The following is a 13,435-nucleotide window of genomic DNA, read 5'->3' as shown; positions in this document are numbered from 1 at the left end:
CAATACAAATCAGCATCATGAAAGTTTCCATCATCGGCGGCGGCGGACTGGTCGGTTCCTGTGCCGCGTATGCCCTGCAGTGTGGCGGTCTGGCACGTGAGATCGCACTGTTGGACGTGAACCAAGAATTGGCGGTCGGCCAGGCACTCGACCTGCAACACGGCGGTCCGAGCGTTGCCGACCAAGTCATCTCCGGCGGCGGTTACGAACACATCCCCAGCAGCGACATCATCTGCATCACCGCGGGCCTGCGTCGCAAGCCGGACGAGTCGCGATTGGATTTGATCAATCGCAACACCGATCTGTTTATGCAGATCTTGAGCGATGTCAAAGCTGCCGGCCCCAAGCCCACCGCGATCGTCTTGGTCGTCAGTAATCCGGTCGACATCCTGACCTACGTCGCCGCTCAAAAGTTGGGGCTGCCGGAGAACCAAGTCATCGGCCTGGGCACCCAGCTGGACACGATCCGATTTTGCTCGTTGATCGCCGAACAGCTGAACGCGCCGCCGACTCAAACCCGCGCGCTGATCCTGGGCGAACACGGTGAATCGATGGTGCCGATTTGGAGCAGCGCGACGATCGCAGGGCTGCCGCTGGACAAGTACCCCGGTTGGTCGCCGACGCTTGCGGCGCAGTTGTTCACACGAACGCGGGGCAGCGGTGCAGAGGTGATCAAACGCAAGGGCGGAGCGGGCTTTGCCGTCGGCATTGCGATCCGCGATGTTATCGACGCGGTGATCTTGGACCGTCGCTGCGTGCTGCCGGTCAGCAGCGTCCAACACGGTTGTTTCGGCGTCCGCGACGTGGCCCTGTCGGTGCCCACCGTCGTCGGCCGAACCGGCGTCGTCGACCGGATGGAAATCGACCTTTGGCCGAAAGAAGTCCAAGGCATGCGAGCCAGCGGCGCGGCACTGCGCAAGACCCTGGACGTGGTCCTGAAACGGGTCGGCTGAATAGGTCCAACTTCGTTCCTGGAATTCAGTCGGGGATTTCGACGGCTTCCGTTCCTGACGTTTCCCGTACGTTCAGCCGTCCAACAACAGCCTTCAGGCCCCGAATGATTCTGCCCTGCATCATTCTGCCCTGCATCATTCTGCCCTGCATCATTCTGCCCTGCATCATTCTGCCCCGCATCATTCTGCCCCGCATCATTCTGCCATCCCCCTGCTGACTCCCGACGGGACAGGGACGGTAGCGGGGCGGAAAGGGTAGGAAGACCTTGGAGGTAGGAAAATTTACGCGATCAACGGGGCAACTTCCCGAAATCACGCCGCTCCAGTACGCTATCGGGCCTTCCGGTTTGACCGTTTTCTCCCAGAGGCCTCCCGATGGCTTTGTATGACGTATTTGGCGTGGGCAACGCGCTGGTTGACATTCAGGCACGCGTCGACGACGCGCTGCTGCGTGAACTTTCCCTCGACAAGGGCATCATGACCCTGGTCGACGATGAACAACAATCCGGGGTGCTCAGCCGTCTGGACGGACGCCCGCTGAATCGCTGTGCCGGCGGATCGGCGGCCAACACGATCGTCGCTCTGGCGGAATTCGGCGGCTCGGCCGGCTACATCGGCAAAGTCGGTGGCGACGCGATCGGCGAATTCTTTCTCAAAGACATGAGTGACCTGGGCGTTTCGATCCAAGTCACACCGGCGGACCAGCCGACGGGCACCTGTGCCGTCCTGATCACCGACGACGCCCAGCGGACGATGCTGACCAACCTGGCCGCCTCGACCAGCCTGGGCCCAGAGGACATCGACGAACACAAGATCGCCAGCTCCAAGTATGTCTACGTCGAAGGCTACCTGCTGACCGGTGAAACCACCAAAGCGGCCGCTTACAAGGCCTTCGAACTGGCCCAAAAACACAACGTCAAAGTCGCCTTTACCGCCTCGGACCCCTTCCTGGTCAACTTGATCCGAGACGAGATCTGGGACCTGATCACCGGTCCGGTCGACCTGTTCTTCTGTAACGAAGAGGAAGCCAAGTCGCTGACCGGTGAAACCGACGCGCTTCGGTGCGCCGTCAAGATCCACGAACACTGCGAAAACGTGGCGCTGACGCTGGGTGGAAAAGGATCGATCGTCATGCACGGCGGCGAAGAATTCCCGATCGAGGGCGTGAAGGTCGATGCCGTCGACACCACCGGGGCCGGCGACATGTACGCCGGGGCGATGCTTTACGGGATCACCAACGGACTGGACTGGCGAACGTCCGGCCACCTGGCATCACACGCCGCCGCCCGCGTCGTCTCCCAACTGGGTGCCCGCTTGGACCGCAAATTCACCAAGGAAGAAATCGAGGACCTCAGTCGATTGACCGATTAACTGAGTGAAGGGATGTTTCCAGTTCTCTGACAATTCTGATTCGACATGGCCAAAGCCCCCAAGACCGCAATCTCCCCCACCCGCGCGGACGACTACCCGGAGTGGTACCAGCAAGTCATCAAGGCAGCCGACTTGGCAGAAAACTCGCCGGTCCGTGGTTGCATGGTGATCAAACCCTGGGGCTACCAGCTCTGGGAGAATATGCAGCGCGCGTTGGACGACATGTTCAAAGCGACCGGGCACCAGAACGCCTACTTCCCGCTGTTCATTCCGATGAGTTTCTTGGAAAAGGAAGCCGAACACGTCGAAGGGTTTGCCAAAGAGTGCGCGGTCGTCACGCACCATCGCTTGGAACCCGACCCCGAAGGCGGATTGCGACCGGCCGGCCAGTTGGAAGAACCATTGATCGTCCGGCCGACCAGCGAAACCATCATCGGCGCGACCTACGCCAAGTGGGTGCAAAGCTATCGTGATTTGCCGATTCTGATCAACCAATGGGCCAACGTCGTTCGCTGGGAAATGCGGACGCGGATGTTCTTGCGAACCGCCGAATTCCTCTGGCAAGAAGGGCACACCGTTCACGCCACCGATACCGAAGCGATCGAAGAAACCGAGCGGATGATCAATGTCTACGCCGACTTCGCCCGCAATTGGATGGCGATGCCGGTGACGATCGGTGCGAAAACCGCCGGCGAGCGGTTTCCCGGCGCCATCGAAACGCTGTCGATCGAAGCGATGATGCAAGACCGTAAAGCGTTGCAGGCCGGCACCAGCCACTTCCTCGGCCAAAACTTCTCCAAAGCCCAGGACATCGTCTTTCAAAGCGAATCGGGATCACGCGAATACGCGTGGACCACCTCGTGGGGTGTTTCGACACGTTTGGTCGGTGCCCTGATCATGACCCACAGCGACGACGACGGATTCGTGCTGCCGCCCAAACTGGCACCCACACACGTCGTGATCCTGCCGATCTACAAAGACGACTCGCGAGCCGCCGTGATGGAATACATCCACGCCCTGCGCGATGAACTGCGGGCACAATCCTACGACGGTGCTCCGGTCCGCGTGGAAATCGATGACCGCGACATGCGGGGTGGTGAAAAAAAATGGCACCACGTCAAACGGGGCGTCCCGATCCGCTTGGAAGTCGGCCCCAAGGACATGGAAAAGAACTCCGTCTTCATGGGGCGACGCGATCAACCGAAAAGCGTCGGCATGGATCGCAACGAACTCGTTTCGACCATCGGCTCGCTGCTCGGCCAGATCCAGCAATCGCTCTACGATCGCGCCGATCAATTGCGTCGCGACAACACGGTCACGATCACCAACGAAGCCGACTTCCGCGACTTCTTCACCCCCAAGAATCCCGACACCCCCGAAATCCACGGCGGATTCGCGCTCTGCCACTTCGCCGACGAAGCGAGCATCGACGCACTGTTGAAAGAACTAAAGGTGACGATCCGTTGTGTCCCGAGCGAGAACAACGACACGCCGGGAACCTGCTTTGCAACCGGCAAGCCGGCCGCCAAGCAAGCGATCTTCGCCAAGGCCTACTAATTCGCGACAAAGGGGTCAGGCCTCTTTTTGTCGTCCTCAGACGGGCATCGAACACGTGGTCGACCGCGCGTCTACACGTGCAGATGATCTTGATACGCTTTTCTTGACTTCGGTCACGCCGCCCGCTACAATCTTTTAAAGAATTAAACGATTGTCGTGCGGAGGAGCCGATGGCGCGCCCGGAGTCGGGATACCCGACGGAACTTGAGCTTGAGATCTTGAAGGTCCTTTGGGACCAGTCTCCACTTCCCGTGCGGGAAGTTCGCGCCCGCCTGGAATCCGACGCGGGCCGCACGCTCACCCACAGCAGCGTGATCACGATGCTGAACATCATGCATCGCAAGGGTTTTCTGAAACGCCAAAAAGACGGCAAAGCATTCCTGTTTTCGCCGAAAGTCGAAAAGGAACGCATCAGCGGAGGAATGGTTTCGGACCTGCTTTCGCGACTGTTTGAAGGTTCACCGACCGCGATGGTTCTGAATCTGCTGGAGACCGGCGAAATCGATCGCGAGGAGCTGGATGAAATCCGACGCATGGTCAATCGCAAACGTAGGGAGCAGAATCAATGAACGCTGGGGACTTCGTGTCGACAGAGCTGAGTTGGCAGATTTGCGCGGCGCTACTGCATTCGCTGTGGCAGATTCCATTGATCGCGCTGTTCATTTGGCTGGCCTGTCGATGGGGGCGGAGCACGGTCGAGCGGAAATACCTACTGCATGTTGCGGGGTTGTTCCTGAGCATTTCTATCGTGCCGCTGACGTTTGTTTTGCTTGCGAACGGCCGTCCAGCGAACGACCAGATCAGCGCCGTGGACATTGGCCCCGCGACCGTAAGAACCGGGACTTTCCCTGACGTTGGCTCACCAGAATTCATGCCGTTGCCGGCGGTCGTCGTCGAGTCGTCAAGCAGTGATGCAGTCGCCGGAACCGGCCCGACTGCGACAGACTCGGACGCGGATTCCAGTGCAGTGGGCGACGACCATCGCATCAGCAACGCGATTGGGCAGAACATGTGGCGAGGCGCTCCTTCATGGATTGTCGGGCTCTATCTTCTTGGCGTGATCGTGATGCTGATCCGACTCGGACGGGACATGATCCGCGCCGAAGGAATTCGCCTGCGAAGTCGTGCGGTAACCGATGGGCCTCTGCTAGCATCCGTTCGCCGGTTGGCAGAGCGATGGTCGCTTCACGTCTTGCCTCGACTCGCGACGACCGAACAAGTCGCGGTCCCTCAGGTGCTGGGCCTGCTGAAACCGACGATCATGATGCCCGCGTCGGCAGTGATGGGGCTTTCGACGCAACAGCTTGAAATGATCTTGGCGCATGAGTTCGCCCACCTGCAACGGCAGGACATGTGGGTCAACTTGTTGCAGCGTCTTGCCGAGTCACTGCTCTTTTTTAATCCGGCGCTATGGATGATCAGTCGTCGAACCAGCTTGCTGCGTGAGTATTGTTGCGACGAAATTGCCTGCCGGGGTGCCGATGAGGGTGACACATCGAGCGACAGCGCAGCACGATGTTGCTACGCCGAAGCGTTGTTGCGGGTTGCCGAAGCAACCTGTCCCATAGAATCCGCGAACCTGGCGACCGTCGCGGCCGACGGCCATGCACCCTCGGACCTTCGCCGGCGGATCGCACGTTTGCTGGGCCAACCACTGCGTGAACCGTTGCAGCTTCCGCGTCGCGGATTTGCCATCGCCATCGCGTCGGTCCCGTTGGTTTGGGCTTCGCTGCTATGGCAGGCCAACGCGCAGGTCACAACGCAAGAATCCGGTTCGGACCGGACAGCCGCTACGTCGGAAAACGCCATCGCCGATACCGACCGCGCCGATGCCGACCGCGCCGTGGCCGAAGCCCGATCCCGGACGTTCGGATTGCAAAACACCAAGCGGATCGCTTTCCAGCAAAACGTTCGCCAAATCAACGTCCCGGGGATGCAGACGTTTCCCAAGCGTGACCTGGCGAGTCTGTGGAAAGCACGTGGCAGCCAGTTGGCGGATCAGCAACCGAATCAGATCCGTACCGAATCGCAAATCGCCTGGGACGGCGACCGACTGCTGCTCAGCAGCCTTAGCATCTTCCGGCCCGACCAGTCCTGGCGTCAAACGCACTTCTGGGACGGCCGAGACGGTTGGATCGGTGAAATCCAGTCCACCAAGCCGAAGAAAACGAAAAACGTCTATCGCTACGCCTCCCTTGAACAACTGACCGAACACGTCCATCCGTTCAGCTACCCTCAATGGGCCGCCTCCGGGGACCGCCTGCCCTGGCCCGGTCAAGCGGTGCGGACTGCAGAACAGAGTGTCGCTCCATCGCAAGCACATTACCGCCACGCGGGGACCGAGACGATTGACGGCGAACTGTGCGATGTCTACGTCGGCCCGGAACGCAGCGAACAGGTTTGGGTCACAGCGCAGACCAGGCTTGTCAAAGCGGTCAGCCGCCACTATCTGTCAAGGGTTTCTGCGGAGCAGCGATGGGAGATCGCCTCCGACGCGGCCGGAAAAGCGATCGGAAGCCAGGAAGAATACGATCGTTTTCGCCGAGGATTGTCGACCGAGGAACAAACAGCGCTGCGTGCTCGTTGGGCCGCCGCCGCATGGGACCAGATGCACCCGGGCAACCTCACCGTCTTTTCAGACTACCAAGAAATTGCACCCGGTGTCCGCTGGCCCATGACGGCGGATCGCGTCGTGGTGCACCCCAGTGGCCAGGGTCAAGAGACATTCAAATACTACCTTTCTAAAATCACGGTCGACGTGATCGATGACTTCGACATGGACGAACTCGCAGCCAACGCTTTGCCCGAACCGGGCGTCAAAGTCACTGACCGAACCGGCCAGGCGCCCTTCGAGTACATTTGGTCAGATCAACTGACTCAAGACGCGATCGAACGCACGCGAAAAGAAGCCTCCGACAAGAAAGCTGCCGAGATCGAACAAAAACGCCGGATCAACGCGACGCCGATCAACACCATCGACGATGCCATCGAGATCCTCACCGACGGTCCCCGAATTGATCCGACGATGGTCTGGGCGCGGGCGATCAAGTTCTTGACCGAGCATCCCGAGGAAGCGCTGCCGGCGTTGACCAAAACGCTCGACGAAGAGCAACGGGATCATCCCATCAGCAAGTTGGCGTTCGCGTTGCGCGCGGTCGGCGATCCCCGTGCCGTTCCCGCATTGATCCGGGCCCTGCCGCGGACGCTTCTTCCCGGCCGCAGCGACTTCGGCCTCCTGCTGGAAGAGGACGAAGAACTTCGGCGGTTCATGCAACAACACGATCTCGGCAAAGGCAGCGGTGGGAAAACCTTCCACTACGGTCGAGCCTTTCGAGAGGTGGTCGGCGGGTTACACAAACTGACGAATCAAAGCTTCAATGAAATGGAGTTGAATTGGGTCAGGTTGGAAGGATCAAAGGTACAACGGCGCGTCGCACATCAGCAGTTTGATCGTGTTGCCCAAAAGTGGGCAACTTGGTGGGAAGCCGACTGGAAAGACTTTGTCGAAGACCCCGACTTCTCAAAAGTGAACTTGAAATCGTCGACCGACTTGGAAGTCACGCCCGCGAAGCCCCACGAACCACTTGTCGACCCGAAAGCCGAACTCGTCAGTGGCGGTTTCGGTGGCATCATCCAGTCCGTCCACGACTCCGGCAAGCAATGTTTTTTCGACCTCGACACCGGCCGGCTGGCAGGCTGGCCTAGCGAGCTCGCACAGCTCGGCAAAACTCGATTGGACTCCGCCGATCTCCGCGACTGGGCACGTCGCGAAGGGTTTGATGTTGTGGGCATTACCTACACGCCCGACGGTGAAACCGAACCGCTGTATTGCCTGATGCCATTGGGATTGCATGTCTGGAAGATCACCGAGGACGACCACCGAAATCTGCCCGCGATGGCGCAAGGCAAAGTTCCTTATCCGCTGTCCGAGCCGGTCGAATTGCTGGTGCCACGCCGCGTCATCCCAAAGCCTCGAGATTCACAACACGGCGGTGATTCATTCTTATTCGTCACTCGCGAAGGGACGACCGGTGTCATTCGATTGACCGCCCAGGTCACCAACACCGAGGACCGAAGCGGTTACGCATCAAGCGATGACTTTCTATTCGAAAACTCCGGCTTTTATCGCGGCGTGAAGTACGCCTACCAAACCATCTCCGAAGCGTCGGACGAACAACCGTAGTCCTCCCCGCTCCCACAGCCCACCATGGTAGAATCGTTGTCCCCAACTACTCCCCCTCAGCCGCCCGCGGCTGACCCCGGCACCCTCTGCCCGCTCCTGCGGTCACGCCATTGTAGAATCGTTGTCCCCAACTATTCCCCCTCAGCCGCCCGCGGCTGACCCCGGCATCCTCTGCCCGCTCCTGCGGTCACGCCATTGTAGAATCGTTGTCCCCAACTATTCCCCCTCAGCCGCCAGCGGCTGACCCCGGCCCCCTCTTCCCGCTCCCGCGGTCACGCCATTGTAGAATCGTTGTCCCCAACTACTCCCCCTCAGCCGCCCGCGGCTGACCCCGGCATCCTCTTCCCGCTCCCGCGGTCAGCGGAGAGCAGTTGAGGACAACGGCTCTACATTGACGGCCCATTCATCAGTCCAACGGCCAAGCCGACGAACACGATTGGCAAACCTCTTTTTCCGTAATGCAGCTCCATGCTACGCTATCATCAACGCCCGCATCGTTGAAGCGAAACTCTTTGGCGTTTCGGAGCCCGGGCGATCAGTTGAGTAGATTCTTGGAAATCCTTTGAAGCGGCATTGGGTGAGCAGTCACGCGAGAGTTGATTTCAGGCGTGCTACTATGCCTTCTGATTCTTCCCTCTGCCGCAAATCCAGTCATGAAGACCACGACCGACTCGACAGGTGAAATCGTCGAGATCAACGGCTACGAAGGTGCGTCGCCTAATGACGACCTGCTGGGCCAAATTTCTTCCCTAAAAAAACTACGCAAACTAATCCTCAGGAGCGTTCCAGACAAACGCATTGCGGTCAACGAAGATTGGTTTTCCGACAAGGCGTCGCTTGAGTCCGTCGCTCTGATCAATTGCGACATCAGCTCAACGGCGTTCAAGGCTTTGCTTCGCATCGCAACGCTCGGCAGTCTGGATCTAACCGGCTGTCACATCGCACCGGGAAAGTTCTCGATAACCGGCGTCAGGGCAATAAACGTTTCATTTGCCGCGTGCAATCTCGGCGAACGATTTCTTACCCGCCTGATCGATTGCGGGCTATTTGATCATGCCGAAATCGTCAATTTGAACGGGAACCATGTGTCCTCCGATCACATCCTACGACTAGCCGCCAGAGCGACGGTTTGCGAAGAGTTGAGTCTCAACCAGACCGATGTTGGCGACCCCAGCATTCCAGGACTATTGAAGCTGACTTCCCTCGCTGTCCTGGACATCAATGACAGCAAGTTTACCGGCCAAGGATTTGAAGAACTATGTCGCCTAACGCAGCTCGAGCAGCTCCGAGCCAATCGCGTCAGACTCAGCGTCGAACAAGTCGCAGCGTTCATTAAGCACCCCCGATTGACGAGATTCGAATTTGACTACAGCAGCCTTTCAGTGGAGGAGCGACATCGGTTGGACCAGAAGCAACGGAGAGTTTTAAAAGCTCGCAGAACAGCAGGAAGGTAAAACAACCGATTCGCCCGCTCGCCGCTTGTTTTTAACGAACGTGTCGACCACCTGCCGAGCATGACGCGTTTTCCCGGCCGCGTCCGTCTTCCGAAACAGTCAACGTTTTAGCGCGGACCATTGGTATCAGAATTTCCTCAAGGCAGAGTTCGTGAGCGGTGTCACGCCACGAAACAACGGGGTCGGGAATTCCGCCGCGAATCGGCTCGGCAGTTGGTTGCCAGGTGCAAGCTGAAGTAGAATTGTCCCTTTACACTCGGAACATCGATGGGGATCGCCGAGGAGTGCTGGCACACCGTAACAATCACATGAGGTGGTAGCGGGTGTGTCAACGGACAATTCTGCTCGTGTTGCAGGCTTGTTAGGATCGGACTTTGACGTTCCTCCGCCAGACCCTATTTATCGGCGAACGACAAGACATGCGTAAGAAACGCGAGGCCTCGAATGTTCTGATGAGCAGGACTGAAAACCGGCGACGGCGGCTTACCGCCGAGTTCCTGGAACGCAGGGATCTGCTGGCCAGTGATTTCGGCGATGCCCCGACACCGTACCCGACGACGCTGGCCGACGACGGGGCCAGGCATGTCGACGTCGGACCAAGACTGGGGGCCAGCCGTGACACCGAACCCGATGGGCAGCCTTCGCCCGCCGCGTTGGCGGACGGGGCGGATGAGAACGGGGTGACGATCGGACAAATCTACGTCGGACAAGTCGGCGCTTTGGTGATCGTCAACGTCCAAAACGGTCCGGCGAAACTCGATGCCTGGATCGACTTCAATCGCAACGGCCGCTGGGACGGTGATGAAGAAAAGATCGCATCGTCACTTTCGATGAGCGACGGTTTCAACAGCGTCCGGTTTGATGTCCCGATCGGTGCAGATTCCGGCTTGGCCTACAGCCGTTTTCGCTTGTCCACCGCAGGAGGCCTCGGTGTTACCGGCGAAGCCTTGGACGGAGAAATCGAAGATCACCCGCTTTCGATCGCCGGGCTCGCACCAACCGATGTTGTTTTGCCACACCATTTGATCGACGATGAAACCACTCCCGAAATCGGCGCGTTTGCGGCAGCCGACGTCGACGGGGACGCCGACGTCGACCTAGTCGCGAGTTCCCCATCGACGAATCAGTTGGCCTGGTTCGAGAATGACGGCACCGATCAATTTCAATCGCACTTGATCGACCACGTCACCGTGTCGGACATTGTGATCAGCGATTTGGATCGGGACGGCGACAAAGACATCGTCGTCGCGCAAGGGAACGGTGATCGCGTGATTGCCTGGTACGAAAACGTGTCGCCCGGCGACTTTGTCGCGCGCTCGATCAATGGCAGTGTGTTCTCGTCCGGTGCGATCTCGGTCGACGCCGGTGACATCGATGCCGACGGGGACATCGACATCGCATTCGGAGTCCCCCGCGACAATAGCGTCTATTGGTTTGCCAATCGCGGTGACATGACATTTGACTTGCGGCCGACCAGCGCGTTCGGATACATCGCCGACCTTCCCAAAGATCTGACACTGGTCGATTTCGAAGGCGATGGCGATTTGGATGTCTTCGTGACCGATGAAAAACCCAATGATGGGACCGGGATTGTCTATTTCGAAAACCTGGGTTCGGGTGGCTTCGGGATTGATAGTCTAGGAGGGATCCTCAATCGGACGTTTATGTCCTTCGATTTATTCGACCTGGACAGTGATGGCGACCTCGACTTGCTCACCGGTGCTTCGACCGGCAAGATCGAGTGGTTTGAATACCGCGGCGCGGCAGGTTGGTTCAACGGCGGAACCCTGCGGTCGACCGGAAACGCCGTCGGGACGGTGCGCAGCGGTGACTTGGACGGCGACGGTGACACCGATGTCGTCGCGACCCTTGCTGAGGACGACCAAGTCCTCTGGTACCGCAACGAGGGAAATCAAGTCTTTACCGAAATCTTGATTCGCTCCGTCATTGGGCCACGCGAAGTCGTGCTGGTTGATCTGGATCAAGATCATGATCTGGATGTCGTGACGGCCTCCACCGGCATCGGCGTCTTCGCCTGGCACCGAAACCTCGACCAGCCCGATTTCGGGGATGCTCCCGAGCCCTACCCGACGGCGATCACAGACTTCGGCGCGTACCATGCGGCGAGCGGACCAAGGCTGGGGCCGACGCGCGACGTCGAACGTGATGGGCAATCGTCGGCGAACGCCGACGGCGATGGGGCGGATGAAGACGGCGTGCTATTCGGTGACATCAAACCGGGGCAGATGGCGGGATTCAACATCGACTTGCAAAACGCATCGGCGGCAAAAGTCACCGCTTGGATCGATTGGGACGACGACGGCGTCTGGGAACCGGAGGAAAGGATTCGCACCGGGGCCGATGTGATCCCCGGATTGCAAACGCTCAACTACAACGTCCCGCCAAACATTCAGTCCGGCAGACGCATGGCACGCGTGCGGATCGGCTCGGAAACGATCACCGATCCGACCGGCTACGCGGCCGACGGCGAAATCGAGGACTACCAAGTCGTGGTCGGTGGCGACGTCGTGGTGCAGCTTTCGGACGAAATCACGACGCCTGTGGAGATCGAATTCGATGGAACCGACCTGTTGGTCATTGCCTACGGATTCCCCAATCAGGTGCTCTCGTCGACACCGCTCGCCGCAACGAACTCCCTGACCATCGACATGGGAAGTTTTCGCAACGAAGTCATCGTCAATTTTCTGAGCGGATTCTTCGCCTTGCCCGACGGCATCGACATCAACGGCGTTTCCCTAACGGGACAATGGACCGTCGCGCAGCATGTCGAAATCCGAGGCACAGACAACTCCAATGCAACCTACAAGACGCAAAACCTGCCGGTCGGCAACGGCCAGATCGAAGTCGAACAGCACGGCGTGACGTCGGTCATCCGACTTTCTGGCACCAAAGATGTTGACATCAATCGGATGGTGCAGATCTCGCTGGACGGAGAGCTTGAAGCGGAGTTTAACGGACTCCGCCTTGACGCCGACCAGCCGATTCAACTCGGCCCGGTGACCAAATTTACCGGCTATCAATTCGCGACGATCGTCTCGTCCAGCCCGATCGTCTTTGGCGGAGACCTCGTCGTGGACGTCGCTTTTCGAGGTGGCGTCAAAGTCGGAGCGTCGGCTCGGCTGTTCCACTCCGGCGATTTCCAAGGTGAATTCGCCACAGCTGTCTATCCCGCCAACCCGGTCGGGACCGCATGGGACAACCACATCGAAAGTGACCTGATTTACGTGGTCAAGCTTTTCGACATCGCCCAGGTCGACGAGGTCGTCGTCAACGACGATCCCAATCAGCCTCAACACTCGAATCTCACCGAGATCAACGTCACCTTCGAAGACCGCGTCGAGATTGCCCCGGGTGCATTTCAGGTGATCAAACGTGGTCCGGGCGGTGGCGTCGTTGATCACTCCTTCACCCTCGGATACGTCCAGGGAAACTCGGTCGCCACGATCAACTTTACCGGCGGCCTGACGCGGGGCGCAAACAACGCGCTGGTCGATGGGAACTATCAACTGACCATCGATCCCAACAAAGTGCGACGATACGGCAGCACGGTCCTGCTAGACGGCGATGGAGACCAGCAGCAAGGCGGTGTCTACGAATTCGGAACTTCCGAAATCGACAATTTTTTTGCCCTCCTGGGGGACAGCGATGGCGACCGAGACGTCGACGGACAAGATTACGGAAGGTTCGGGCTGACGTTCCTAAAACCCGACAGCCACCCGGCCTTTAACACCGCCTTCGACAGCGACGGTGACGGCGATGTCGACGGGCAAGACTACGGCCGTTTCGGACAGCGTTTCCTAAAGAAACTCCCCTTCGAGTAACAAAGGGGTCAGGCCTCTTTTTTGTCTTCGTTCGAGTAACAAAGGGGTCAGGCCTCTTTTTTGTCTTCGGCGGGT

7 protein-coding genes are annotated in these 13,435 nt (G+C 58.8%); all 7 read left to right on the top strand.

Translation table 11 applies throughout. The features are described 5' to 3' along the window. Positions 1-17: 17 nt before the first annotated feature. The 7 genes from H1B37_RS18470 to H1B37_RS18440 all read left to right on the top strand — a co-directional run bounded on the left by H1B37_RS18470 (position 18) and on the right by H1B37_RS18440 (position 13,360). Positions 18-953, top strand: a complete 936-nt coding sequence (locus tag H1B37_RS18470; RefSeq protein WP_182868140.1) for a lactate/malate dehydrogenase family protein — start codon at positions 18-20, stop codon at positions 951-953. Positions 954-1,328: 375 nt separating this feature from the next. Beyond that, complete coding sequence (locus tag H1B37_RS18465; RefSeq protein WP_182868139.1) at positions 1,329-2,324, top strand: adenosine kinase; 996 nt, start codon at positions 1,329-1,331, stop codon at positions 2,322-2,324. A gap of 45 nt (positions 2,325-2,369) precedes the next feature. Beyond that, complete coding sequence (proS, locus tag H1B37_RS18460; RefSeq protein ID WP_182868138.1) at positions 2,370-3,881, top strand: proline--tRNA ligase; 1,512 nt, start codon at positions 2,370-2,372, stop codon at positions 3,879-3,881. Between the two features lie 170 nt (positions 3,882-4,051). Then, complete coding sequence (locus tag H1B37_RS18455) at positions 4,052-4,450, top strand: BlaI/MecI/CopY family transcriptional regulator (protein WP_182868137.1); 399 nt, start codon at positions 4,052-4,054, stop codon at positions 4,448-4,450. After that, the gene (locus tag H1B37_RS18450) at positions 4,447-8,064 is read left to right on the top strand and encodes a M56 family metallopeptidase (RefSeq protein ID WP_182868136.1); all 3,618 of its coding nucleotides are present in this window, start codon (positions 4,447-4,449) and stop codon (positions 8,062-8,064) included. The genes H1B37_RS18455 and H1B37_RS18450 overlap by 4 nt, the downstream gene beginning before the upstream one ends. Positions 8,065-8,717: 653 nt before the next feature. Next, positions 8,718-9,518, top strand: a complete 801-nt coding sequence (locus H1B37_RS18445; protein WP_182868135.1) for a leucine-rich repeat domain-containing protein — start codon at positions 8,718-8,720, stop codon at positions 9,516-9,518. A 452-nt stretch (positions 9,519-9,970) separates the two neighbouring features. Beyond that, positions 9,971-13,360: an FG-GAP-like repeat-containing protein gene (locus H1B37_RS18440; RefSeq protein ID WP_182868134.1), complete on the top strand. Its 3,390-nt coding sequence runs from the start codon at positions 9,971-9,973 to the stop codon at positions 13,358-13,360. The last annotated feature ends 75 nt before the right edge of the window (positions 13,361-13,435 follow it).

This window comes from Stieleria mannarensis (assembly GCF_014154935.1).
Classification (GTDB): domain Bacteria; phylum Planctomycetota; class Planctomycetia; order Pirellulales; family Pirellulaceae; genus Stieleria; species Stieleria mannarensis.
This window is presented reverse-complemented; position numbering and strand designations above follow the sequence as displayed.

What these genes read in the sequence shown, in the direction of transcription:
- H1B37_RS18470 (WP_182868140.1), top strand. Translation starts at nt 18, where the DNA reads ATGAAAGTTTCCATCATCGGCGGCGGCGGACTGGTCGGTTCCTGTGCC.
- H1B37_RS18465 (WP_182868139.1), top strand. Translation starts at nt 1,329, where the DNA reads ATGGCTTTGTATGACGTATTTGGCGTGGGCAACGCGCTGGTTGACATT.
- proS (WP_182868138.1), top strand. Translation starts at nt 2,370, where the DNA reads ATGGCCAAAGCCCCCAAGACCGCAATCTCCCCCACCCGCGCGGACGAC.
- H1B37_RS18455 (WP_182868137.1), top strand. Translation starts at nt 4,052, where the DNA reads ATGGCGCGCCCGGAGTCGGGATACCCGACGGAACTTGAGCTTGAGATC.
- H1B37_RS18450 (WP_182868136.1), top strand. Translation starts at nt 4,447, where the DNA reads ATGAACGCTGGGGACTTCGTGTCGACAGAGCTGAGTTGGCAGATTTGC.
- H1B37_RS18445 (WP_182868135.1), top strand. Translation starts at nt 8,718, where the DNA reads ATGAAGACCACGACCGACTCGACAGGTGAAATCGTCGAGATCAACGGC.
- H1B37_RS18440 (WP_182868134.1), top strand. Translation starts at nt 9,971, where the DNA reads ATGAGCAGGACTGAAAACCGGCGACGGCGGCTTACCGCCGAGTTCCTG.